Origin of the sequence: Nostoc sphaeroides, assembly GCF_003443655.1 — a bacterium.
GTDB lineage: Bacteria > Cyanobacteriota > Cyanobacteriia > Cyanobacteriales > Nostocaceae > Nostoc > Nostoc sphaeroides.
The window spans coordinates 682,961-706,791 of sequence record NZ_CP031941.1; the positions used below are offsets into that span (position 1 = coordinate 682,961).

General features: G+C 42.0%; 20 protein-coding genes and 1 pseudogene. 11 read left to right on the forward strand and 10 right to left on the reverse strand.

Annotation, left to right across the window (positions count from 1 at the left end; all coding sequences use genetic code 11):
* Positions 1–22 precede the first annotated feature (22 nt).
* Positions 23–1,888, reverse strand: a complete 1,866-nt coding sequence (locus D1367_RS03185; RefSeq protein WP_118162715.1) for an ABC transporter ATP-binding protein — start codon at positions 1,886–1,888, stop codon at positions 23–25.
* 301 nt (positions 1,889–2,189) lie between these two features.
* Here D1367_RS03185 and D1367_RS03190 point away from each other — a divergent pair, with 301 nt between their 5' ends.
* Complete coding sequence (locus tag D1367_RS03190; protein ID WP_118162718.1) at positions 2,190–2,768, forward strand: carbohydrate binding domain-containing protein; 579 nt, start codon at positions 2,190–2,192, stop codon at positions 2,766–2,768.
* Positions 2,769–3,564: 796 nt separating this feature from the next.
* Here the strand turns inward: D1367_RS03190 and D1367_RS03195 are convergent.
* The 3 genes and pseudogenes from D1367_RS03195 to D1367_RS03205 form a co-directional block, all read right to left on the reverse strand.
* Positions 3,565–4,137, reverse strand: coding sequence for a single-stranded DNA-binding protein (locus D1367_RS03195; RefSeq protein ID WP_118162721.1), 573 nt, complete (start codon positions 4,135–4,137; stop codon positions 3,565–3,567).
* Between the two features lie 294 nt (positions 4,138–4,431).
* A pseudogene (locus tag D1367_RS03200) lies at positions 4,432–4,755 on the reverse strand (FAD-dependent monooxygenase); the annotation flags it as partial.
* 7 nt (positions 4,756–4,762) lie between these two features.
* Complete coding sequence (locus tag D1367_RS03205) at positions 4,763–6,091, reverse strand: RNA-guided endonuclease InsQ/TnpB family protein (RefSeq protein ID WP_228674651.1); 1,329 nt, start codon at positions 6,089–6,091, stop codon at positions 4,763–4,765.
* Between D1367_RS03205 and tnpA the strand changes: the two genes are divergently transcribed.
* The gene (gene tnpA / locus D1367_RS03210) at positions 6,071–6,478 is read left to right on the forward strand and encodes an IS200/IS605 family transposase (RefSeq protein WP_228674650.1); all 408 of its coding nucleotides are present in this window, start codon (positions 6,071–6,073) and stop codon (positions 6,476–6,478) included. The genes D1367_RS03205 and tnpA overlap by 21 nt on opposite strands.
* On the opposite strand, the gene D1367_RS03215 is transcribed toward tnpA, so the two are convergent.
* A complete protein-coding gene (locus D1367_RS03215) occupies positions 6,410–6,640 on the reverse strand; it encodes a hypothetical protein (protein WP_118162729.1) in 231 nt (76 codons plus the stop codon). The two genes, tnpA and D1367_RS03215, sit on opposite strands and share 69 nt — an antisense overlap.
* A 377-nt stretch (positions 6,641–7,017) precedes the next feature.
* Here D1367_RS03215 and D1367_RS03220 point away from each other — a divergent pair, with 377 nt between their 5' ends.
* Positions 7,018–8,340, forward strand: coding sequence for an ABC transporter ATP-binding protein (locus D1367_RS03220; protein WP_118162731.1), 1,323 nt, complete (start codon positions 7,018–7,020; stop codon positions 8,338–8,340).
* 202 nt (positions 8,341–8,542) lie between these two features.
* Positions 8,543–8,869 (forward strand): hypothetical protein, encoded by a 327-nt coding sequence (locus D1367_RS03225; protein WP_220451001.1) that lies wholly within the window; start codon positions 8,543–8,545, stop codon positions 8,867–8,869.
* Here D1367_RS03225 and D1367_RS03230 read toward each other — a convergent pair.
* On the reverse strand, positions 8,843–9,595 hold the full coding sequence (locus tag D1367_RS03230; RefSeq protein WP_118162736.1) for an alpha/beta fold hydrolase: 753 nt from the start codon (positions 9,593–9,595) through the stop codon (positions 8,843–8,845). The two genes, D1367_RS03225 and D1367_RS03230, sit on opposite strands and share 27 nt — an antisense overlap.
* 91 nt (positions 9,596–9,686) lie before the next feature.
* Positions 9,687–10,199 (reverse strand): flavodoxin FldA, encoded by a 513-nt coding sequence (fldA, locus tag D1367_RS03235; RefSeq protein WP_118162738.1) that lies wholly within the window; start codon positions 10,197–10,199, stop codon positions 9,687–9,689.
* A 401-nt stretch (positions 10,200–10,600) separates the two neighbouring features.
* Between fldA and D1367_RS03240 the strand changes: the two genes are divergently transcribed.
* Positions 10,601–10,903 (forward strand): hypothetical protein, encoded by a 303-nt coding sequence (locus tag D1367_RS03240; protein WP_118162740.1) that lies wholly within the window; start codon positions 10,601–10,603, stop codon positions 10,901–10,903.
* A 451-nt stretch (positions 10,904–11,354) separates the two neighbouring features.
* Here the strand turns inward: D1367_RS03240 and D1367_RS03245 are convergent, their stop codons facing one another.
* From D1367_RS03245 to D1367_RS03255, 3 genes are all read right to left on the reverse strand, one after another.
* Positions 11,355–13,883 carry a mannose-1-phosphate guanyltransferase gene (locus tag D1367_RS03245; RefSeq protein ID WP_118162742.1) on the reverse strand — a complete coding sequence of 843 codons (2,529 nt, stop codon included), beginning with the start codon at positions 13,881–13,883 and terminating at the stop codon, positions 11,355–11,357.
* Between the two features lie 312 nt (positions 13,884–14,195).
* Positions 14,196–16,037, reverse strand: a complete 1,842-nt coding sequence (locus D1367_RS03250; protein ID WP_118162745.1) for a glycosyltransferase family 39 protein — start codon at positions 16,035–16,037, stop codon at positions 14,196–14,198.
* 102 nt (positions 16,038–16,139) lie between these two features.
* Positions 16,140–17,384 carry a glycosyltransferase gene (locus D1367_RS03255; protein WP_118162747.1) on the reverse strand — a complete coding sequence of 415 codons (1,245 nt, stop codon included), beginning with the start codon at positions 17,382–17,384 and terminating at the stop codon, positions 16,140–16,142.
* A gap of 897 nt (positions 17,385–18,281) precedes the next feature.
* Here D1367_RS03255 and D1367_RS03260 point away from each other — a divergent pair.
* The 6 genes from D1367_RS03260 (at position 18,282) to D1367_RS03285 (ending at position 23,798) form a co-directional block, all read left to right on the forward strand.
* Positions 18,282–19,205 (forward strand): energy-coupling factor ABC transporter permease, encoded by a 924-nt coding sequence (locus tag D1367_RS03260; RefSeq protein WP_118162749.1) that lies wholly within the window; start codon positions 18,282–18,284, stop codon positions 19,203–19,205.
* Positions 19,198–19,851, forward strand: a complete 654-nt coding sequence (locus D1367_RS03265; protein ID WP_118162751.1) for an energy-coupling factor transporter transmembrane component T family protein — start codon at positions 19,198–19,200, stop codon at positions 19,849–19,851. Before D1367_RS03260 ends, D1367_RS03265 begins: the two co-directional genes overlap by 8 nt.
* 29 nt (positions 19,852–19,880) lie before the next feature.
* Positions 19,881–20,645 (forward strand): energy-coupling factor ABC transporter ATP-binding protein, encoded by a 765-nt coding sequence (locus D1367_RS03270; RefSeq protein WP_118162753.1) that lies wholly within the window; start codon positions 19,881–19,883, stop codon positions 20,643–20,645.
* A 166-nt stretch (positions 20,646–20,811) separates the two neighbouring features.
* Positions 20,812–21,288 carry a hypothetical protein gene (locus tag D1367_RS03275; RefSeq protein ID WP_118162756.1) on the forward strand — a complete coding sequence of 159 codons (477 nt, stop codon included), beginning with the start codon at positions 20,812–20,814 and terminating at the stop codon, positions 21,286–21,288.
* Positions 21,289–21,731: 443 nt separating this feature from the next.
* Positions 21,732–22,388 (forward strand): DUF1361 domain-containing protein, encoded by a 657-nt coding sequence (locus D1367_RS03280; RefSeq protein WP_118162759.1) that lies wholly within the window; start codon positions 21,732–21,734, stop codon positions 22,386–22,388.
* A gap of 834 nt (positions 22,389–23,222) precedes the next feature.
* A complete protein-coding gene (locus D1367_RS03285; RefSeq protein WP_181985053.1) occupies positions 23,223–23,798 on the forward strand; it encodes a hypothetical protein in 576 nt (191 codons plus the stop codon).
* The last annotated feature ends 33 nt before the right edge of the window (positions 23,799–23,831 follow it).

Genomic DNA, 23,831 nt, shown 5'->3' on the forward strand with positions numbered 1-23,831 from the left:
ATGCGGTTTCTAACGGGACTTTCTATAAAGCCCTCAGATGACGACTTCGCACCCGTTCAGCACTACCAGTAGGAATCGCAGCAATTAATTTTTGCGTGTATTCTTCTTTGGGTTCTTGGTAAATATTTTCGGCTGTGCCTTCTTCAACAATTTGACCGCGATTCATGACTAAAATGCGATCGCTCATAAATTTCACTACACTTAAATCGTGAGAAATAAAGATATAAGTAAGCTGAAAGTCTGACTGTAATTCTTTGAGGAGATTTAATACCTGCGCTTGCACTGAAACATCCAACGCTGAAACTGATTCATCACAAATGATAAACTTAGGATTTAACGCCAAAGAACGAGCTATGCAAATCCGTTGGCGTTGACCACCAGAAAACTGATGAGGATAGCGGTTAATTGCATCTGCACTCAACCCCACCCGTTCTAAAAGTTCAACTACCCGCCCGCGTCGTTGTTGCTTTGTCTTACCCACGGCGTGAATTAACAATGGTTCCATCACCGCATCACCAATTTTCATCCGTGGATCTAGGGAACTAAAAGGGTTTTGGAAGACTATTTGCATTTCCCGCCGCAGTTTTTGCAACGGTTCACCTTTGAGGTTAGTAATATCTTGTTTCTCAAAGATAATCTGACCACTCATCGGTTCAATTAATCGCAGCAAAGCTCTACCAAGGGTGGTTTTACCGCAACCAGATTCTCCTACTAAACCTAGTGTTTCTCCTGGTTTGACATCAAAGGAAACGCCATTAACTGCCATATTGTAGCGTTTTGTACCACCAAACACCCCGCGCACTGGAAAACCAACTTTCAGGTTGCGGATTTGCAACAGGGGTTCCTTTTTATTGAAGTTTGCCAATCTTGCAGCAATCTCTTCTGTGGTGACTTCTGTGGGTTGTGCTGGTTCTTTCGCCTGAATTACCACTTGTCCCGTTGCAGTCTCTTCTGCACTCATGTAATCAGAAACAGTGAGTAATTTTTGGGGACGGCGGTTGAGTGTAGGGCGACAAGCTATCAAACCTTTAGTATATGGATGCTGGGGACTGCTGAAAATTTGCCGAGAAGTACCAGATTCGACAACTTTACCTTTATACATCACCGCTACTTCGTCAGCAATTTCTGAAATTAGCCCCAAGTCGTGGGTGATGAAAATCATTGCCATGTCACGACTTTGCTGCAATTCTCGCAACAAGTCCAAAATAGTCGCTTGCACCGTCACATCTAAAGCTGTGGTTGGTTCATCGGCAATTAAAATTAATGGGTTGCAAGAAATTGCCATTGCAATCATTACCCGTTGCAACTGACCCCCAGAAAGTTCATGAGGGTAGCGTTCTAGCATGGCTTCTTTGTGTTCTTTAACCATCTGTGCCAACTTTGATGGTTCGGGTTTCGACGAAGTTTCGGTATACTGCTGTTGGATCTCCTCATCGCTAGGTAGGAGTTTAACCTCTTGTAGACCTGCGATCGCAATTTGTCGTGCTTGGGCTGCTGACACACTTTGATGCCGCATAATTGCTTCTGTTAGCTGAAATCCGATGTTATAAACCGGATTAAGCGAACTCATCGGTTCTTGAAAAATCATGGCGATATCGCCACCCCGGTGTAACTGCATTTGCTCAGGAGGCAATTTTACCAAATCGATGGCATTGCCATTCTCTTGAGGACGAAACCAGATTTCACCGCCAGTAACGATACCGGGACTTTGCAACAAACCCATTACAGCTAGGGCTGTCACCGATTTACCACTCCCCGATTCTCCTACTATTCCTAGAGTTTCACCTCGATGCAGCCCAAAGGAAATACCATCCAAAGCTCTGACAACATTGCCATCACCGGGAAATTCAACTTGTATATTGCGAACCTCTAGGACAGTTTCTCTCATAGGAGTTGGGTATGAATATTAACTTAAAATTATCTGGATTTTAACAATAGTTTTGATATATGTGTGGGTAAATTTGCTTTTTAGACTCTTTGGCAGTTTTTCTGACACCGCATACTTCCACAATATACATGCCAAATTTGATATCACCCCAGAGCGTACTATCAATACGGAGCAAATAGCAGTATAATAGCTTGATGATTTGAAAAAGACAAAGTATCGTTATAGCTAACGCTAGATCCTCTTTCAGCCGTCAAGCTCTTTTAGATTTTAGAGATTTCAAAATTGCAAGGAGATAAAAGTAATGATCGGTACTAGTAAAACTCTGTTAATACTATCTGCTTTTTTAGCATCAATACTAACTAATCTGTCACCAGCTAAGGCTGTGAATCTGATTAAAAATGGGAGTTTTGATAACGGTTTAAGTCAATCTCAATGGCTCTTGCTTGGAAATGTAGGTATTAGTACTTACGATGCTTATCGAACAATACAAGCAATAGGAATATCTTCATCTGAACCTTTTTTGGTTACTTTTAACAGTGGCAATACAATCCCTAGTGGTAGTATTTCTCAAACTATTTCTACCATAGCAGGACAAAAATACGTTTTATCTTTTCTTTATGGTAACTATAGGTCTCCAGGTTTGTCTATCGGAACTCAATCTATTAAGGTAGATATTCTTGATTCTAGTAATGCTTCTCTAGTGAGCCAGATAATTATTGACCCTACTGGTAGCAATAATTTAGGTAATATCTTGAGTTCTTACAGTCTGTCTTTTATTGCAACTAGTAATCAGACAATAATTAAATTTAGTGACACTAGTTTTGAGACTGATGGAATAGATGGATTTCTAGATAATATCAACGTTACTCCTGCACCATAGCTATAGGACTCCTATTGATTTTTGAAGAAGTATACAAGACTATACGGTGGAGTACAGAAGCCTAAAATAAAGGCAAGAATTCAGCATAAATAAAGAAAGTACTTTTTATGCTAAATAGCTTATCAGAACATCGATTTTCCACTGCGATCCACCCAATCTCAGGGCAAACGCATCTAAATGTTGACGAGCTGGAATGAAAGTGGAATTTCAGTAGACCGAAAAGTTTTCCAGAAGCCTTACCAGTCCTTGATTTCTGCTTGGGAATACAATCCGCCGAAATCAGCGCTTAATTTATTGGGTTGCCACGCTACTACGCAAATTTATTTTTCTGGCTTAACTCAAGCGTATTGAAATAAGAGTAGGTAAGCGATGTTTCACCACAAGATGCAAAGGATCAACGCATACAAAAAAATAGCACATCCTAAAGGATGGCTATAGGAATCCTACTTGAATCTTGCTCAGTATACTGAGAAGTAAAGCTTTGTATATCAAGCTTGTAGGCAGCTTAGTTGTTCAAAAATCAAATAGGAATCCTATATTTGTAAAAAATTAGGACTTACGCACTGTACAAAATAACTATCTTGTGCATCAACCTAAATACGTTGTTTCAGGCTTTTATCAATCACCTTTGATTGAGTGCGATCGCTAAAATCTCATTGAAAAATCTAGCTATCAGCCTTGAAAACTCTACCTGTTATTTTGGCTTTTCTGTCAATGCGTAAGTCCTAAAAATGTCTAATTATAATGCTTTTTGCTAAGTATGTAAGCAAATTGAATACATGCTCAACTACCAACTTTAGAACGGAATATCATCTGGATCTGGTTCTTGCTCTTTCACTGCTGGATAAGTGGTTCGCTCATAATTTGCGGGTTGGGGTATGGGTTCGTAAGTTGTCGCTTGGGGAGCAACGCCAACAGGATTTGTAGCCGGGGTAGGCGCTGGACGTGGTGAATCGTAACTGGGAAACTCTTTCTGTGCCGGACGAGATGCTGATGGTTGTCGTGGAGCAGTTTCAGTGAATGATGGAGTTACGGTTGCTGAGGGCAATGGATCAGTATTAAAACTACCTCCAACAGGTTGAATTTGTTGTACTGTCAATTCAGCACGTTTTTCTTTAAAACCTTCTTGACGTTCAACAGTATTCATGCTTAAACGTCCTACCAGGATGACGCGATCGCCTTGATGGTAGTTTTGCTGAATTTCTGTCGCTAAATTCCCCCAGCCGACAACTTTCAGCGTGGCTGGCGGTTCTTCTGGTTTCTGGGAATTGGGAAACTGCACCAGCATTTCCGTCACTCCCAGATTATCGGCTGTATAACGCAGTTGCGGCTCGTTGATAATTTCCGCCATCAAAACGCAGCTGTTCATTAAAATTACTCCTGACTGCAAAAAGTACTGATTCAAAAAGAGAAGGTTTTTCTATGTAGTGCCAATTAATATCTAGATAGGTTTAATCTTTTGCATTTTTTAATAATGTTTGAACAAATTTTCTAAATCCACTCTGGTTTTTAGTCCTTTCTAGCATAAAAGCCAAGCGATCGCTTTGAACAGCATTAAATATGCCGTCCGCCACCCTCGCCTGACTAAATGAGCATTGAATTCTGCATTGAGTAGTATAATTGTACCACTCATTGATTAAATAGAAAAAATTTTTGCCAAAAATTAAGTCTTGACGTGAACTGGAAAAACACCCAAGGCGATCAACCTGGCTGGAAGGTCGCGCAAGATGGGTAAGCGCAAAAACGCAGGTGGTACAAAGGTGCGATTTGAGGTGAGAACTGGGGCAAATACCCGCTTTTGGATAAAAGTTTGAAACGCCTGAATGATGCGTGTGGGCAACTCGCGTTGACGTTGTACTTTTGCTAAGTCGCTAAGTTGTACTTGTCGGTTATTGAGCGGTTTGCTGAGTACATTCGCTGCGACGACAGCATCTTGAATCGCGTAGTTAATCCCAACTCCACCAACGGGAGACATTATGTGACAACTCTCACCGCTAACTGCAAGCAGTGTAGCGGGAGCATCTCAAATTCACAAATGAGACTTGCTGCTTCACAGGCTGACTACTGTCTAAGCCTCCACAGCCAGGAATCGGTAGTCCAACCGACCCTTCGACAACGCTTGGGGCGAACCCACGCTTTAACAAATTCAATGCACTGTTCCAGTCTCGGTCAATGACCAATCCACAAGAACAACTATGAACACGGATCGCAAGGGTTTTTTCGACCCTTTCACCACAACTCGAACAATTAATACTTGTGCCTCTGGGGTCAACTCCTGCCGTATGCTTGCCGCGTCTTACCGCTACTGCTTGCATAATCTGGAGGAATGCACCCCACGCAACATCTAGTATCGATTTGGCTAATCGTGTCCTAGCTAAACCTCTAATGTTCAAGTTTTCAAAAACAATTAAGTCATAAGAATTAACTAACCAATGAGCAACTTGATAATGAAACTCTTTTCTTTGTCTTGCAACGTGCAAATGAGTAAGTGCAACCTTTTTGGTTTGTTTCTTGTAGTTTTTAGACCCATTAATTTTACGTGCAAGCTTGCGCTGCTGACGGGCTAATTTTGATTGTGCCTTACGGTAATACTGTGGCACTTCAATACTTTGTCCATCAGCAGTAGTTAAAAACTTTTCCAACCCGACATCTATACCTGTGGCAGATTTAATCTTATCGAGAGGCAAAGAATCAGGTACAGTTTTATCATAAACAGAAAAACTGCAATACCATCCATCAGCTTTACTTAAAATTGTTGCCTGTTTAATCTCAAAACCATCTGGAATTGGGCGATGCAAGATAACCTCAATCTCACCAATCTTGGATAGTTTGAGAACGTTACCTGTCAGATGTGCGCCAGCTTTTGGTGAATTAACACGCGGGAAGGTAAATGAAGAAATATCACCACGCTTTTTAAATCGTGGCTTACCTCCACAATGCCCTTTTTTGTCAGGTATTAGCCATCGTTTCCACGCTTTATCCAACCGCATCAGGTTTTGTTGTTGGCAGTCGGCGTAAATGTTTTTGTAGTCGGGGAATAGCTCTTTAGTTTGTTTAAGGTTTGACGCTTGTGTATAGTAATCAGGTTTATTCGGTATCTCACCAATTGGTTCAGAAATTAAACTGCATCGGTCAATTTGTGACCTTGTGCGCCTTAACCAGTCTAACCTCTCGCCTAGTGCGTAGTTCCAATGACGACGCAGCAACTCCCCCCAAGTCTCAAGAATGACAACTTGAACGGATGTCGGGTTGAGTTTGAACTGATAAGTTAGTAGCATATAGTCATAATACCATTTGGTGGCATGACTTACAATATAGGACACAGAGCAGTTTATAGTCTTAATATTCACTTGGTGCTTGTCACCAAATACCGGAGGAAGGTTATCAATCAAGCAATACTCAAACGACTACAAGAGATATTCGAGGGTACTTGCGCTAAGTGGAGAAGCAAGGTTACAGAGTACAACGCAGAATCAGACCATGTTCACTTAGTTATTAGTTACCCACCGGATGTGGAAGTAAGCAAGCTAGTGAACAACCTAAAAACAGTGTCTAGTCGGTTAATTCGCAAGGAGTTTCATGAACACGTTAATCGGTTCTACAGTAAACCAGTCTTTTGGACAGGTGCGTACTTTGTTGCCTCATGCGGAGGCGTTACCCTCGACGAACTTAAGTCTTATGTTGAGAAGCAAAACAGCCCAACCAATTAAGAAAATTGCTGATTTCGGGGGTATTGAACCCCACTCAATCAGCCCTCCTATCCCCCTCACCGCCAATCGGAGTACCGATGTGGCGGGAGTACCCCGGAGGATTTGATGGACAGGATTAATACTCGGATCTTGGGAAAGATTTTTAGGTACGTCGGTAGTCATCACAACACCTCCTGATAGCCCTAAAATTCAGGATAGTTTGCTTTTGATGATGCAAGCTGTTTTTTTAACTTTTCGTATTTACCCTGAAGGTGTATTATGATGGGCGCTAAACTGTCATTGGTCATTAGTCCAAATCCAATGCCCAATGCCCCATGCCCGAATGGCACTAAGTTAAGATACAGCCCTTGCCCTGACTGGTTAAGAGCCTCCAGGCTGGGAACCCATTCTCTAGGGCTGCTGCCTCCTCTTTCTTGACGAGAGGCAGAGCCTCTCTAAATACATTCCCAGTCTTAAGACTGGGAACGAGACTACACAAGCCTTTGGGCTTTTCTTAGTGCCATTCCCCCATGCCCAATTCCCAATGACAATAATTAGTTGTGTCCCAAGTTATTTTAGAAAACGTTTATAAAAGTTTTTCCCCGCGTAAAGGGGAAAGTGTAACCTCAGAAAACCAATCTTCTCTCACGTCTGGGGAAAGAACTGATGCAGCGCCAGAACGGGCGGGAAGTGTTAACGTCTTGCGGCGGATTAACCTGACGATCGCAGATGGCGAGTTTATGGTGCTGGTAGGCCCTTCTGGTTGTGGTAAAAGCACTTTGCTGCGGTTAATCGCTGGTTTAGAAGTGATGACTGGCGGTAATATTTGGATAGGCGATCGCTTAATCAATGACCTACCACCCAAAGAACGCGACATCGCAATGGTGTTTCAAAATTACGCCCTCTATCCTCACATGACGGTGTATGACAACATCGCTTTTGGGTTACGCCGTAGGGGAAGCAGGGGAGCAGAGGAGCAGAGGAGCGGAGGAGAAAATACTTCCTCGTCTCAATATTTTCAGGCGTGGGCAGAAAATCTTTTTGTGGGGGCGACCAGAAAGTTACCTAAAGGACTGCGCTACACTTCTGACAAAGAACGAGCTGTGAATGAGCAGGTGCGTAGTGTTGCTCAACTGTTGCAAATCGAAACATTGCTAAATCGCTTACCCAAACAGCTATCTGGAGGACAAAGACAACGGGTTGCATTGGGACGAGCGATCGCGCGTGACCCCCAAGTATTCTTAATGGATGAGCCGCTTTCTAATTTAGATGCCAAACTACGGGCAGAAACCCGCGCTCAAATTGTCAAATTGCAGCGCCAACTGGGGACAACGACGATTTACGTTACCCACGATCAAACAGAAGCGATGACAATGGGCGATCGCATTGCGATTATGTCTGAGGGTAAAATTCAACAAGTCGCTTCTCCCCTAGAACTTTACAACCGTCCTGCCAACCTTTTTGTAGCAGAATTCATTGGTTCACCACCGATGAATTTTATTCCGGTAGAATTTCATGCCCCGCAGTTGATTACTCATTCCCAGTTGCGTTTCACCCTTCCAGAAGTCTGGGGAAAAGCTTTACAAAAATATGATGGGAAAACTTTAATTTTAGGCATTCGTCCAGAACACTTTAACTTGAGTATGCCAGCCACCAAAAATCTACCAGTGCAAGTAGATTTGGTGGAGAATCTTGGCAACGATTCCTTTCTCGCTGTTAAAATTGCCGAACCAGGATCTCAACCTGCGACTACAGCCAATTCCCTACAAGTGCGAATACCACCAGACAGATTTGTACAACCTGGTGAGCAACTTTGGTTATCGCTAACTCCAGAAAAAATTCACTTTTTTGACCCGGAAACTGAATTAGCGATATTTGCCTAGAATTAATCAATAAAAAAACATAAACTTACCGAATTTTAGATTTTAAATTTTGGATACACATCATTTATTTGTGAAGCTGTGCTAAACCCTTTGGCTCTTCGGTTAAGGCAAGAGATGCGATGAATCGTAGGCAAGAGACGCGATGAATCGCCGTCTCTACAATTAGTCTTTTGTAGAGACGGCGATTTATCGCGTCTTTGTGGTGATTTATGGCATCTTTATTGCGTCACCATACGACTTTGAAATACCTCAAAACGACTTTGGAGTACCTCAAAACGACTTTGAAGTACCTCAAAACGACTTTGGAGTACCTCAAAACGACTTTGAAGTACCTCAACACGACTTTGAAGTACCTCAAAACGACTTTGAAGTACCTCAACACGACTTTGAAGTACCTCAAAACGACTTTGAAGTACCTCAAAACGACTTTGGAGTACCTCAAAACGACTTTGGAGTACTTCAACACGACTTCGAGGTATCTGTTGCTTATATAGCAGAGTTACTAATTTGTAGAAGTACTAAAAGATAGTGCAGATGCTTCTAACAGGTGCAGATTGTGGCGTTTCCAAAAACTCAAAATCTCTTCACCAACCTGTTGAGGATAGAAGTAATGAAAAAAATGATATCCTTCTGGGCATTCCCAGAGCTTATCTTCTGGCTTTAACCAATTTAACCAGTCATGCAATACAGTTGAGTTGACTACCGGATCAGTCTTGCTACCACATACCATCATTGGCATAGAAACTCCACCCTTGGGTAAATAAACCAACTTAAATAAAGAGTGTGACGTGGGAGATTGTTCTAAATCTTTATCTAAGGCAGCTACTAACTTTTTAGTAGTATGAGGTGGTTGATTTCCAAATAGACTGCGAACGCTGCTTGCTAAAACTAGCTCACGGCTAATGCTAAAAAGTTGTCGTTGAAAGTAATAGTGAGCTTGCCAATTGTTTGCAGGTTGAGCCGCTACAGCTAGCAAGGCGAGCGATCGCACTTTTTGAGGAAATCTACGCGCAAAGGTTAAGGCGATCGCACCACCCATCCCATGACCGGCTAAATGCACGGGGCGATCGCGCCATTCTAAAAACTCATATAGCAATTCCACAGCTTGATCTATGGAACTGGCTTCATCTTTGGTTTGCTGGTATTCCCACTGGGCGACGCTTATATACCCAGATAAGTATTCAAGTAATGGTTTATCAAAACGCTTCAATATAGGACTGGCATTTAACCACAGAACATCAAATGAATCAGACATAAATACCTATAACTTCTAAATTATCAATTTCACTAGTTGTCAGATCCCCGACTTCTATAAGAAGTCGGGGATCTCCCGGCCCCAAGGCTTTCTACAAACCAAATTCTGTTTTCAATTGAGCAACCCAAGTTTTAATTCGCTCATCTGTTAAATCGGATTGACTACCTTCATCAAGTGCCAGCCCAACAAATTTGCCATTTTTCAAAGCTCTAGAATTCTCAAAGTCATAACCCTCAGTTGGCCAGTAGCCAACAGTTTTACCGCCTCGCTGGGAAATTTTTTCTTCTAAAATTCCCATTGCATCTTGGAAATTATCGGCATAGCCATATTGATCTCCATCACCAAAATAGGCAACCAGCTTACCACTAAAATCTATTTCATCCAGATCAGAGAAAAAACCTTCCCAATCGCTCTGAAGTTGACCAATATCCCAAGTGGGAGAGCCAATAATCAGCAAGTCATACTCATCAAAAGTTGTAGTATCCGCCTCGTAAATGGGATGTAATGTTACAACATCATCACCAAACTCATCCCGAATTTTTTCAGCATCAGATTCAGTGTTGCCAGTTTGAGTACCGTAGAACAGACCGATTTTTTTCGACATATTTTTACCTGATATATGGATTTGCGTTAGCGTTCGCGTTGGCGAAGCCTCTCGAAGAGAAGCGTCTCGTAGAGAAGCTCACCGTTGGCGTAGCCTCTCGTAGAGAAGGTATCGCCAGGATACCTATTTGTCTTGTTGAAATATATTATCGACTTAATGAATATCTATCTCAATAAGCCTGAAGATATCCTACCAGACTTATTGAAAGTTTTTATCATTTAATTTAAGTAAAATTTTGTAAAGTATTTCAGGAAACAAACCAAAAAGGCGGACGGACTTTCATTCCACCCCTATTTACTGTAAGTGGCTTACGATATGCTCACACAATATTCAGAATTATTACTGGTTTTAAAATATACATCTATAAAAGAAGCTAGAGAAAGTAAATTTTTTGTGCATTTATGAAATTCATCCCAACATTAAAAGTAGCTGTAATTCCTGTTTTGACAGTGTTGAGCTTGTTGTCTGCATCAAATAAAGTACTAGCTGACTATTTAAATAGCGAGGGTTCAGGAGGTGATTACCGTTATGAATTATGGTCTAGCGATGATAATAGTCATTACTATTTGAAAGTTTGGTTATATGAAGCAAGTCCAGATAGTGATCCATACACCACAACTACAAGATTCCCCTCTACTAGAGAAGCTTTAATTTATTTTGATTGCAATTACGCTAATAAAAATTTACCAGAATGTCCTCGATGATAATTTGGAACCCCTTTCAAAGCATTCTATAGCAATCCGATTTGATTTCTGAATCACTTGTAGAGGTAAGGGACTGGGGATTGGGGACTGGGGACTGGGAAGAAAGAATAAAGGTGTACTGAGTTTTGTTCAAAAATCAAATATGAGTCCTATAGGAGGGTTAGCCATAGGAATCATATCTAATTTGTGAAAATTTGCGGTGTCCAGATCCCCGACTTCTTTAAGAAGTTGGGGATTTAACTTTTCGATTGCGATATTTTTTATTTGGTAATATTTTAAATTGAGTGATTTATAAATATAAATTATCTATGTTTTTGGCCAATTTTTAATATTTTAAGTAAACTACAGAGGCAAATGTGAAAGCCTACTTTCCTTCCGATAGTTGGGCTGATGATCAAGATAATTCGTAGTTCGTAATTAAAGAATTCAATTACGAATTACGAATTACAAGTTATGCTTCGGCTGGTTGATATTCTTGTTGTCTTTCTACAAACGACTGAACACGGGTGCGGTAGTTTCTCACAGTCTCATCTACCCATTCGCGATCGTTGCTATTTGCATACAAATGCACCAGTGGTTCGCTAGCATCTGGTAAAACTAATAGCCAACTGTCATCGTAGGGTTGACAAATTTTCACTCCATCAATGAGTTCTAGATTTTGCGCTGGGTGAGTTTCTACCAAGTAACGCATCAAAGCACCTTTGGCAGTCCACGGGCAGCGTATTGTATAACTTTTGTGAATTACACGGGGCAATTCCGCTCGCGCAGCAGCAAGCGATCGCTCCTGTATAGTCAACATCTCAATTATCTTGGCAATGCAGAACATAGAATCAAATCCCGGATGCAGTTGCGGGAAAATAAAACCTGTATCTCCACTACCTCCCAATACCACATTCGGGTTTTTTTGACAAGCTTCCATTAAAGCTGTAGGATTGGCTTTAGTGCGAATCACTCTACCATCGTGGCGACGGGCAACTTGTTCAATAGCACTGGAAGCATGAACTGGTACAACTACCGTTCCTCTGGGGTTAGCCGTCAGAATCATGTCTACCATCAGTGCAGTTAAAGTTTCCCCACGAATTGGGTAGCCGGATTCATCAACTAAAATTAGCTGTTCTCCATTAGCGGATACTTGCACACCAAAGTTAGCTTTCAATGCCTCCACTACATGACCTAACTGAGTCAGCAGTCCTTCGCGATCGGTGATTGACATCGCCGTTTTATTGACACTGGCATTCAGTACTACTGCATCAGCACCAAATTTATCCAACATTTGGGGTAAAACTGCCCCCGATACGGCATAAACATAGTCAATCACCACTTTTGCGCGGCTGTTGCGGAGTGTATGAACATGCAACAATTTCTCAAAAGCAGTGCAGTAGCGATCCATGACTTGGCTAGGATAAGATACATCGCCAATTTCATGAATTAGCGCTCGCCGCATATCCTCCTTAAAATAAGCCCCTTCAATTTTCTTTTCCAGAGCTTTGGAGATATTAATGCCCTTGGCATCCATGAATTCAATCAAAATGTAGTCAGGGCGATCGGGGTGTACCCGGACATGGATACCACCAGCTACCGACATTGTGGGTATAACCGTGCGGGCAATGGGGATAGCTGTCGCATCGAGGTTTTGAATATCAATACCTACTGACATCAAACCAGCAATCAGCGATCGCGTCACCATCCGAGAGACATTACGCTGATCACGGGAAACCGTTACCTTAGAACCAGGTTTTAAGGTAGAACCGTAAGCAGATCCCAACTTCACGGCGAATTCTGGGGTGATGTCAATATTAGCTAATCCTTGCACACCACGTTGACCGAATAAATTCCGTTGGGCAGTGTTCCCCCAAATTAAGTTAATGTTTAAAACTGCCCCTGACTCAATCTTCTTACTAGGCCAAACGCGCACACCTGGGCTAATTTGGGCTTCTTCTCCCACCGTAGAAAGCGAACCCACAACAGCAGCTTCTAATACATGGGCGCGGCGATCTACACGAGCGCCACGAGAAATTACACAAGCAGAAAGATGTGCTTCATCGCCAATAAATGCCCCATTCCACACTATGGGACGTTTGAGATTCGCATCAGCGCCAATAGTGACATTATCGCCAATTACGGTTCCTGCTTCAATTTGGACTCTTGCCCCAATGCGGCAATTATCACCAATTACTGCTGGGGCTTCAATCACGGCCGTTTGGTCGATGTAAGTATTTTGACCTACCCATAAATCATCAGAAACTTGTTTGTAGGCATAATCTAATTGCACTTTTCCATCTAAGGCATCATATTGAGCCTCACGATAAGCATCTAAGTGGCCAACATCGCACCAGTAACCTTGAGCGATGTAACCATACATTGGCTCATCTTTTGCTAATAGTAAGGGGAATAAGTCTTTAGAAAAGTCACATTCAATATTTGCTGGCAGATATTCTAAAACTTCTGGTTCGAGAATGTAAGTGCCAGTGTTGACGGTATCAGAAAAAATTTCACTACTAGAGGGTTTTTCTAAAAATCGCCGAATTCGTCTTTCCTCATCGGTAATCACCACCCCAAACTCAATCGGGTTGGGAACCCTGGTTAAAATCAAAGTAGCTTTTGACTTATTTTGTTTGTGAAATGCGATCGCAGCCGTGAGGTCAAAATCTGTTATGCTATCGCCGCTAATGACTAAAAAGGTTTCATCAAGAAGTTCAGCAATGTTTTTCACACAGCCTGCTGTACCCAAAGGCTGATCTTCTTCGACAGCATAAGTCATCTGGACGCCAAAATCACTGCCATCTTGAAAATAGTCTCGCAAGACATCAGGTAAATAATGCAATGTCGCAATAACTTCTGTAATTTGATGTCGTTTGAGGAGATTAATAATATGTTCGGCAATTGGTCGATTAAGGATCGGCACCATCGGTTTAGGCAGATCGCAAGTTAACGGGCGAAGCCGCGTCCCCGAACCCCCCGCCATCAGTACTGCACGCATAAATCCTCCTTAACTAGTTACAGCCTTCGCTGCTTGAAAACGTGTCAAATATATTTTCTTCTTCTTTCTCTAGTCTCCTATGGATATCGATATTTGAGGAACTTCCACAAGATGCATCTGGATTGGGGCATTAGGGATTGATCATGGGGTATTGGGCGAATGGCACGCTTGTAAAGCCCAAAGGCTTGTTTAGCCTCGTTAAGAGCCTCCAGGCTGGGAATGTATTCTCATGGGCTGCTGCCTCTGGTCAAGCTACTGGAGGCGGAGCCTAAGAGAATGGGTTCCCAGCCTGGAGGCTGGGAACCAGTCAGATTAACTCTGCTGACAATGATAAAGTTTATATTCGTAGCCATCTATGCTATTCAAAGATTGAGTATCAGACATAACGCAGGTTTTGACGGCTTCTGCTACGGGTGCGTGAAAGTTTACCAGCCACAAGTCAAAAGGTCGTGGTAATTTATTTAAAGTATTTTCCAGAGCAATGGTGGAAGTATTCGGGTCTTTGTCTTGATGAGCAAGGAGAAACAGAGGTTTTTGGAGTGAATTTGCAAGTTTAATCTCCCTAGCGACTCCCATCATTTCCCCAGTGTGTACATAAGTTTTGTGGGTGGCGGCAATTAGTACTGGTGTTGAGGATGTTTGTTGAATTAGTTGCACAAACAGGTCAGGGCGATAATATTTTTGATAGCCGAGATTGCAGATTACTGTAACTGCACTGAAAAATCCCATTAGCCAAATTAACATCACGGCTTTTTTACCGTTTATTCCCCATTTACCTATGCTTTTTATTTCCTTGGGGGGATGCCAACAAACTGCGAGACTTGCGCCTAGTAAAACAACGATCGCGGGAAAGTAAACAAAGTTATATCTAGCACCCCTGGTCAGATCAATACCCAAAAAGTACGTAAAGATAAAGAATAAAGCGATCGCACTGATCACCACTCCAGCAAACACCTGAATCATAATCCGGTTTTCTCGGTGCTGTAGTTGAATCTTGATCCCACGCAGCAAAATTGGTACTGCCCAAATAAAGAAAGTCAGCATCACCACTCCAGAAGGAATCACAACCAAAGCTTGAGAAGATTCCACTGGTAACAGAGAAATCATTGCAATCAATGTTCCTAAAGCTTGAAAAATTGGGCTTAACCAATCTAGTCCAACGCGCGAACCTCGAATCCACTCGGTCAAAACACCACGATTTTTATTCTCTAGTAAGATTGGTATCCAAATTAAACCCGCCACACAAGTACCTACAACAACGGCATAAATGCGCCGCCAGCCATCCGAGAAGAAAAGAGCAAATTTGCTGCTAGTTTGGAATTGAAGCCAAGCAAGAAAAATCAAAACTATGGCTTCTGTGCAGAGGGTGAGGCTGAAGAAATAATGAGTAGCAAATCCTAAAGCATTAATTCCTACCCATAAAAGTGCTACCCATATAGGTAAAGGTGTACGGTTTTGAATATGACGTGTGGCAATTATTAAGCAAGTGAGGGAACCAATTACCCATAACATTCCCAAAGTGTAATGACGCGCTTCTTGTGCTAAAAATACGCCATAAGGTGATACTGCGATCATGGCAGCAGTCAAGTGTCCCACTAATTTCGAGCGAAATGCTACTTTGCCTAATACATAAAAACACGGTATGGAAGCAGCACCGAATATCGCTGGTAGCGATCGCGCCCCAAACAGCGATACTAATCCTCCTTCACTAGAAAATAATTTTATCCACAGGTAAGCCAGCACAAAATATAGTGGTGGATGACTATCTTGTGTAGCTAAGTTATGAACCACATCACCAATACTAGCTGCTGGGTTTGGTTGCAGTGGTTGTAATAGAATATCAGGTGCGATCGCTTGATCTAGGGGAATTGATAAAAAAGTATTCCCCAAGCTAAACACCAAGGTGGCAAACTCATCAGTCCAAGGAGGCTTTGCAGTCAAGTTGGCAAAGCGCAAACTGATACCGATGAACAACCAGATCAAGTTCAGCAAGGGGTGAAGCCAGAAATCCGGGAGGCGATGCCAATTATGCCAATGCTGGCGTTTTGAGGTAGAATTTGCATCTATTATGGGCACGGAACGGGCAGCATAGACAGGTAGCAACGAGATAATTTTTTTGTAAAAATCAAATGCACCTTGGAAAAAAACTCTCATTGCCGAGCCTCAGACGAATGGATTTGTAGATTTGACGTTTTAGATTTCAGTTCGTTCTAAAATCTAAGAACAAAAATCAAAATCTCAAATCCCTCGTTGTGATTATTTCACATCGGTGACCCGCCAGCTAAGTTTCAAATTAATCCAGAAATTCCAGACGGTAGCAACTGCGATCGCAATAAAGTTGGCAATATAACGGTTAGGAATAATAAAATTGAATACCAAATTTAATATCAGTACATTCAATACCAGTCCAGCAAGACAAATGGCATTGAATTTCACAAACCGCTTCAGCCGTTGCTGCCATCCTTGCTGTCTGGCGCTGACATCCGCAAATGTCCAAGCGTCATTCCAGAAGAAATTATTTAAAATTGCAATCTCACCAGCAATAATTTTGCTGCGCGTCAGTGGCCAAGCCAAGGTAGTCGGATCGCTGAGTAAGTAAAGTATTGCCATATCCACAAATACCCCACTAAAGCCAACCAACCCAAAGCGGATGAATCGACCAACTGGGAAATTGACTTTTCTACGCAATCGTCCTACGCGTCCTGTGGAAAGCCGCAACCGTATCAAGTGGTGGATGTAATCTATATATTGCTTCCATGTAACTTTACTCTCACCCTCTTTGCGTTCGCAGAACACATACCCAACTTCGGCAACTTCCCCTACCTTTCCCCGCCCGATTACTTCTAGGAGAATTTTGTATCCAACTGGATTAAGTGTTGCATTTGCGATCGCACTCCGGCGCACCATAAAATAACCACTCATGGGATCGGAAACTCTTCCCAGTACCCCCGGCAAAATCACTAAGCCCAACAACTGAGCGCCACGAGACAAGATACGTCTAACAACACTCCAGCTACTGACACCGCCTCCGTCCACATGGCGACTGGCTACTGCCAAATCTGCTCCCTGATCAACATTACGCAACAGTTGCGTCAGCACCTCTGGTGGATGCTGCAAATCTCCATCAATTACCCCCAACACAGTCCCGGTAGCTGCTTGCCACCCACGAATCACCGCACTTGATAGCCCCCGTTCCTGTTGGCGTCGCATCACCCGCAACTGGGGGTATTCTGCGATCAAGGATTGTGCTATTTCCCAAGTTCGGTCTGGGCTATCATCGTCTACTACAATCAATTCATAGTTTCCTGGAATAGATTCATCCAGTAGCTGAGTTAATATGCTGACTACATTCTTGATGTTGTCACGTTCTTTATAAGTAGGAATTACTAGGGAAAGATGGATAGATTCACCACTTATACCCACATCGTTAGGGGGCAACTCGGAAATCTTTAGTGGGCCAGTTGGTACTGTTAACAGGGAGTTGGATGAGTTTGTCTTCATAATTTCACATTACAGAACGAGGATGTGTAAAAACCGAGAGAAACAAAGCCGAACATCTGCTGGCTTGATTGACTCAACCTGGTTAGTCAAAATTTGATGAATACTTTTATTACAGTTAGCTGTTTTGAAAAGTTTAGTAATTTCCGCGCCTCAATTCAAAATATTTTCCTAAACTTCATCTAAACTTTACATTTAACCACTTCAATTTATGGTATTTTTTAGTCTCTTCTAATAGATTTTTTTTATACAAACAATCAATACTGTACCATTAAGTTAGCAAAGTCAGCAAATATACGTTTTATCAGTTACGGAGACTAGAACCCACTATTTGAGATTTTTGGTGCGTTATGCTTACTACACGAGCTTCTAATTATTTGCACTTACTTAGTAAGTACTGGTTCAGAAAATCTTAAAATTGGTGGGAAACAAGAAAGTGGTAAATCCGAATCAAGAGCTAATTGCATTCTGAATCCTGAACTCTGACTTCGGAATTCTTCGTAAGAGCAGCAAAACAATTCAAAATGCTTGTATTGAGCGCAGTCGAAATTTTTGCGTAGCGTCTCGTAGAGAAGAAAGGCAATCCTAGCTGGTCTTTTGGCGATTGAAAATATCCAAATTAAATGCATATTATCTTATTAAAGTCAAGTTTTTTCGACTTTTTCAAGAATTTATCAACATTTAGCGATATATATAAAAATAAAGTTAACAAAAATTAATAAAATAGGAAATAAGTATACTATTTAGCAGCCATTGGATAGTAAATATCTCGAAAGTAACAGCATAAAATCCCCCAAGAGGGCATTGCAAAAAAGGTGAAAATTTTGTTTGTTATTAATTTAATGCCTTTGTTTTATTGCTTGTATTGAGTAAATAAACGTCTATTGTACAGGGTAGATCATGCATATTCCTGATGGATTTGTTTCTCTTCCAGTGGCAGGGGCTACTGGTTTAGCGAGTGTAGCAGCACTCTTTATTGCCTTCGAGCGATCGCAAGAGGCATTTGGTATCCGCCGTGCGCCCATACTGGGATTAACTACCGCCTTTATTTTTGCCGCCCAGATGATCAATTTTCCGGTAGCAGGGGGTACTAGTGGTCACTTGTTGGGGGGAACCTTAGCTGCGATCGTTTTGGGCAGTCCTTGGGCAGGAACGTTGTGTATCGCCACAGTTTTAATTATTCAAGCTGTGCTGTTTGCTGATGGTGGCATTACAGCCTTGGGAGCAAATATTTTGAACATGGGAGTAATTGGTGTTTGGGTTGGCTGGGTTTTAACCCAAACCTTGCAGCGCCTGTTTGGGGGATCTAAAGGGCGCTTACCTTTGGCTGCTGGCATTGCAGGTGGGGTAAGTGTAGTGGTAGCTGCTATTGCTTGTGCCATTGAGTTAGCCCTTTCAGGAACTGCACCCGCAGCCATAGTTTTACCAGCTATGACTGGTGTGCATATTCTGATTGGCATTGGCGAAGGGATAATTACTGGGGGTGTGCTGACTTATTTAGCCACAGCCAGACCAGATTTGTTACCAGGGGAACAGCAGGAGTTTCGCGGTTGGTCTGTACCCATTGTCACCATTTTCTTGATTGCAGGAGTGCTGTCACTCTTTGCCTCAGCATGGCCTGATGGTTTGGAGAAAGTTGCCGAAAACACGGGCTTCATCGACTTAGCCAGTAAAGTCCGGGTAATTGTGCCGACTCCCTTAGCTGACTATGGTATTGAGGGTTTAGGGCCAATTGGCACAAGTATCGCTGGGCTTTTGGGAGCTACGGTTTGCTTTGCTGTTGCCTTTGGAATTGCCAAGGTAGTGAAAGCGAAGAATGCTTAAACTTTCCTTACCGTTACGTTTGCAGTTGTCACTAGTGATTGTAGTGGGAGCAGCTTTATTAAAGCATTATGCTTGGTATTGCTTAGGTGTATATGGCGCGATCGCACTTTTGTGGGCTTGGCTGTTGCGCGTCCCCATTCGCCGCTTGGGAGGATTACTCGGTACAGAATTGATTTTTTTGTCATTGTTAGCATTGCCTTTGGGATGGGAACGAGCCAGTTTTTTGCTAGTTCGTTCTCTGATTTGTTTGGTTACTATGAATAGTTTTTTGTTAACCTTACCGCCTCACAGTTTCGGCATCGCCCTCAAAGGTTTACCCGTACCAGCACCTTTAAAAGAAAACTTGTTGTTAGCAGGGCAATATATGGAAATTTTGCTCTCAGAAGTGACGCGGATGCAGCGCAGCGCTCAATTACGCGGTTTGAATGGAACTGCGGCATGGCTGCGCTACGCCAGTGCTTCCATGATTGGAGCCTTGTATCTCCGTAGTCTAGATAGGGCAGAGCGAGTCTATGCAGCAATGGTAACTCGTGGTTACAACGGGCAATTGCCTATAGATTCTACCCTCAGACCAAAAGAGCGTTTTGCCATACTAGCAGCTTGGGCGATCGCTGCTTGTGTAACTCTTACTTCTTACAGAATTTAGTGCAGTTGTCAATATAGAGTTTGTGAATCTTGAAATCTTTAACTTCTAATCCCCAATCACCAACCCATAACCCCCACGCCGCCGTAGTTGAGGTTGAGAACCTGGCGTATGCCTATTCTCGCCAGGAGCCAGTATTACAAGAAATTTCTTTTACCTTAAATCCGGGCGATCGCGTGGCGTTGATGGGAGCAACTGGTTCTGGAAAAAGCACCTTGCTGGAGAACCTCATCGGCTTAAAACAACCGCAAGCTGGGAAAATTACGATTAATGGCATCCCGGTAGAACCGAAAACTCTACCCCAAGTCCGTCGTCAAATCGGCTTTAGCTTCCAAGATGCCAACGACCAACTATTTATGCCCACCATCTTAGAAGATATCACCTTTGGGCCACGCAACTATGGAATGTCGCAAGCCAAAGCAAGCGATCGCGGCCGGCAGTTATTAGCTGATTTTGGACTTGAATCCTACGCCAATCGTTCCGCCCACGAACTCTCCGGTGGACAAAGACGCCTAGCCGCCCTAGCCTCAATTTTAGCCCTAGACCCGACAATTTTAATTTTGGATGAGCCAACTAACGGTCTTGATCCAGCATGGCGGCGTCATCTAGCGCAAGTGTTGTTAAATTTACCCGTACAGGTGATATTAATTGCTTCTCATGACCTACATTGGTTAGGCAGAGTTACTCAACGCGCTTTAGTACTATCTAATGGTCGCATTCAAATAGACAGCAATATTCAGCCACTTTTGCAAGATGGTGCTACTTTAGACCAGTTGGGTTTGCCAGTAGATTGGTAATTCCAGATGAGGGAAGTGAAGAAGGGAATAGGTTATAGGTTACAGGGTACAGATTATTCCCTATCACCTGTTACCTGTCACCTCTCTCTTCTCCCCTAATCCTAATACCTCTTTTATTCGTAATATTGGATACTATATTATCGGTTTTATTGTTGTTGGGGTATTAATGTCTGTTTCACATAAATATACTGTTCTTGCTTCTGTTAACCTAAGCATCGCTTTATTGATTACTAGTTGCAGCGAAAATAAAGTCTCCCAGTGCCAGCGATTGATTCGAGTTGTGAATGCCGGAACTTCTCTGATTGATAAAAATAAAGGAACGCAAGTGATCACCAGCATACAGCTATCTAAAGATTTAGAATTTGTGACTAAATCGATTAGGGAACTGAATTTAAAAGATCCTAAGCTGAAAGAATTTCAAAGCGGTTTTGTCAAGATTTTTCAAAATCTTAGTCAAGCGATCGCCATTGCAGGTAAAGCGCTTGGTGTAACCAAGACAGCAGATGCCTCCACATCTGGTAGAGAAAAAATCCAAAAGGCGAGAGCCGAAATTGACTCAGCGCTGACAACAGCTACAACACTTGGCAAGCAGTCGGATACCTTAGTCAATCAGATGAATAAATACTGTAGCCAGCCAGAATAATCTATCTGATGGGGTACAAGTTTTTACACTCTTGGCAAAAACTTTAGGATGCTTCTGGAACTCTAGCAGGGCAAAATGAAATCAATATAATAGCTAGCACAGGGTAAACATTTCCATAAAAAAGTCCATAGAAAGGTATTCAGCAGCGTTTTTGCCGCTCAGACTTTCTTTGTGTGGTAGATTTTACCTTGATTATTTTCTGGCTATACTAGTGATTTCAGCTGATTGATAAATTTCATCCCCCAGTATGAAAGACATAAAAACTCTAATTTTCAGACATATATCAGTGTGCTTTTCCTTACAAGTGACACAAAAAGCTTGTCTGATCTTGGAGTAAACAAATTTCCTTGGGGGTACAAAAATTTTATCAGTCAATCACTGAGGTTAACACTAACACTACAGAGTGAATTTAGATCAATCAAACATCTTCTGAGTTAGCACCTATGAAAGAAGAATTGATAGCCAGAGTTATACAGGTCTTGCGAATTAATATGAGTTGGATGACTTGGAATTTATTTCTGGCTTTTATACCTTTAGCTTTAAGTGTGTGGCTATTTCGCTTTAGACGTGGTGGCTCTTGGCTTTGGTGGCTAGGATTCTTAGTTTTCTATGCTTTCTTACCGAATGCACCATATTTGTTAACCGATGTAATTCACTTGATAGATGATATCCGCACAATTCAATCAGTTTGGATGATTACTTTGGTACTCATTCCTTTGTATTTGTTAGTAATTATGGGTGGATTTGAAGCTTATGTCATATCGTTAATTAATTGGGGTTACTACTTACATCGTATTGGCAAAAGCGAATGGATTTGGCGCGTTGAGTTGATTACACATTTTCTGTGTGCTGTTGGTGTTTATTGGGGGCGATTTTTGCGTTTCAACAGTTGGGATTTTATTACTCAACCCGATGCCCTACTAACCAAAGGGGTAGAAGAAATTCTGGGAAAACAGCCCCTAGTAATTATTGCTATCACCTTTGTAGTACTTGCTGGTTTGTACTGGATTATGAAACGAGTAACTTTAGGCCTTAGCCAACCAAATAGCAGAATCGGCATAAACTCAGGACGCGCAAACTCTAACACGCCAAACATTTGATGCTTGTGGCGATTTTGGCTTTGAAATTTGGGGTTTTAATTAGTAATACCCTTGATGAATATTGCCTATCAAAAGAAAGATGCAACTAAACCCTCCTTCAGGTGAAATAAATTCAGAAAGAAACGGTTGAAGTTCAACCGCCACCATCAGAGAATAACGTCCTATCAGATAATTGAATATCGATGATCTGGTCTGATGTATTTAGTCACGTTGATAGGAGGGATATAATATGCAATTAATCTCTAAAGAGGAAATAAAGACATTAATGTTGAATGTGCTATGGCAATCCTATTTGATTTGTGAAAATTGCAAGCCGTAGATCCCCCAATACGCTTGGTGTTAGCGTCAAAAATCTTAAACTGCGTAGGTTGGGTTGAGGAACAAAACCCAACATTTTCGAGGGTTTGTTGGGTAACACTAAAGTTCAACCCAACCTACGATTATCCTTAACCTAAGCGTATTGGTAGATCCCCGACTTCTCAAAGAAGTCGGGGATCTTGTTTCTTACGAATGATTCAGTATTGCTATATGTACAACACCAACGATGATTACTATTCGCTATTCAGGGCTACCTTTTTTGCTAGAAGCTTGGATAATTTTCTTGGTGCAATCTTTTGTTTTGTATAAAAGATTAAGTTTTGCATAACTTGATGCACTTGTAATTTTTACTTTGGTATTGTACTTCTTGTACAACAAAACTCAGTATTACCAGAGCAGTAGCTGTTGGCTATGTCGCTGCCCTTTAGAGTAGACCTAAACTCTTGAACAGAGCGTGATTACTACTGCTTACGGTTAAGTGTGCTTAATAAAAGCTCTACAAAACATCACAACATTATGATGATGAAGAAAGTGAAAACAAAAATTAAAAACTTTTGTAAACTCGTTTCAGTTTTTACAGGTATCTTTATGCTTTCGCCAGCCTATGCAAGTGATTGGCTTCAATGTGCAAATCTAAGCCAGATCGATGTAAACAGTTGTGAGATTCTAAACTATCCAAGTACTAGTTACGAATATGCAATTTCTTATAACACAACTGAGCCATTACCAGTTGTTTGCAGTACCTGGAATGTAGGATTGAGGATCTATAACAAGCAACCGTATATGATTTTATCTGATAATCCACCGTTGGGCATGAGTTACGGAGGCTTTATTTTTTATAGAGGAACACAAGCCTCTGATGATGCCACAGCCACATGTCCTTCTGGGCAGTGGCGTCATAGATACTGGCGATTAGGTCAGAACAATGCAATTGAAACGAATTTCTACGGTGGTAACGGCTGCTATGGTGACCTTCCAATCTACTGTCGCGCACGCAGAGAAGCATCCACCAACAACATTTTGAACTTTCAACAAAAGAGATTAGCTCTGCTTGCTGACAGTAGTCTGCTAAAAAGTAGTTTCTACCTGTAATCAGTCGTGCGATCGCCAAGAGTGAGACTTGCT

Excerpts from the sequence above, each read along its gene's own strand:
- D1367_RS03185 (WP_118162715.1), bottom strand. The coding sequence starts at position 1,888 with ATGAGAGAAACTGTCCTAGAGGTTCGCAATATACAAGTTGAATTTCCC.
- D1367_RS03190 (WP_118162718.1), top strand. The coding sequence starts at position 2,190 with ATGATCGGTACTAGTAAAACTCTGTTAATACTATCTGCTTTTTTAGCA.
- D1367_RS03195 (WP_118162721.1), bottom strand. The coding sequence starts at position 4,137 with ATGAACAGCTGCGTTTTGATGGCGGAAATTATCAACGAGCCGCAACTG.
- tnpA (WP_228674650.1), top strand. The coding sequence starts at position 6,071 with ATGACTTACAATATAGGACACAGAGCAGTTTATAGTCTTAATATTCAC.
- D1367_RS03215 (WP_118162729.1), bottom strand. The coding sequence starts at position 6,640 with ATGACTACCGACGTACCTAAAAATCTTTCCCAAGATCCGAGTATTAAT.
- D1367_RS03230 (WP_118162736.1), bottom strand. The coding sequence starts at position 9,595 with ATGTCTGATTCATTTGATGTTCTGTGGTTAAATGCCAGTCCTATATTG.
- fldA (WP_118162738.1), bottom strand. The coding sequence starts at position 10,199 with ATGTCGAAAAAAATCGGTCTGTTCTACGGTACTCAAACTGGCAACACT.
- D1367_RS03240 (WP_118162740.1), top strand. The coding sequence starts at position 10,601 with ATGAAATTCATCCCAACATTAAAAGTAGCTGTAATTCCTGTTTTGACA.
- D1367_RS03245 (WP_118162742.1), bottom strand. The coding sequence starts at position 13,883 with ATGCGTGCAGTACTGATGGCGGGGGGTTCGGGGACGCGGCTTCGCCCG.
- D1367_RS03250 (WP_118162745.1), bottom strand. The coding sequence starts at position 16,037 with ATGAGAGTTTTTTTCCAAGGTGCATTTGATTTTTACAAAAAAATTATC.
- D1367_RS03255 (WP_118162747.1), bottom strand. The coding sequence starts at position 17,384 with ATGAAGACAAACTCATCCAACTCCCTGTTAACAGTACCAACTGGCCCA.
- D1367_RS03260 (WP_118162749.1), top strand. The coding sequence starts at position 18,282 with ATGCATATTCCTGATGGATTTGTTTCTCTTCCAGTGGCAGGGGCTACT.
- D1367_RS03265 (WP_118162751.1), top strand. The coding sequence starts at position 19,198 with ATGCTTAAACTTTCCTTACCGTTACGTTTGCAGTTGTCACTAGTGATT.
- D1367_RS03275 (WP_118162756.1), top strand. The coding sequence starts at position 20,812 with ATGTCTGTTTCACATAAATATACTGTTCTTGCTTCTGTTAACCTAAGC.
- D1367_RS03280 (WP_118162759.1), top strand. The coding sequence starts at position 21,732 with ATGAAAGAAGAATTGATAGCCAGAGTTATACAGGTCTTGCGAATTAAT.
- D1367_RS03285 (WP_181985053.1), top strand. The coding sequence starts at position 23,223 with ATGATGATGAAGAAAGTGAAAACAAAAATTAAAAACTTTTGTAAACTC.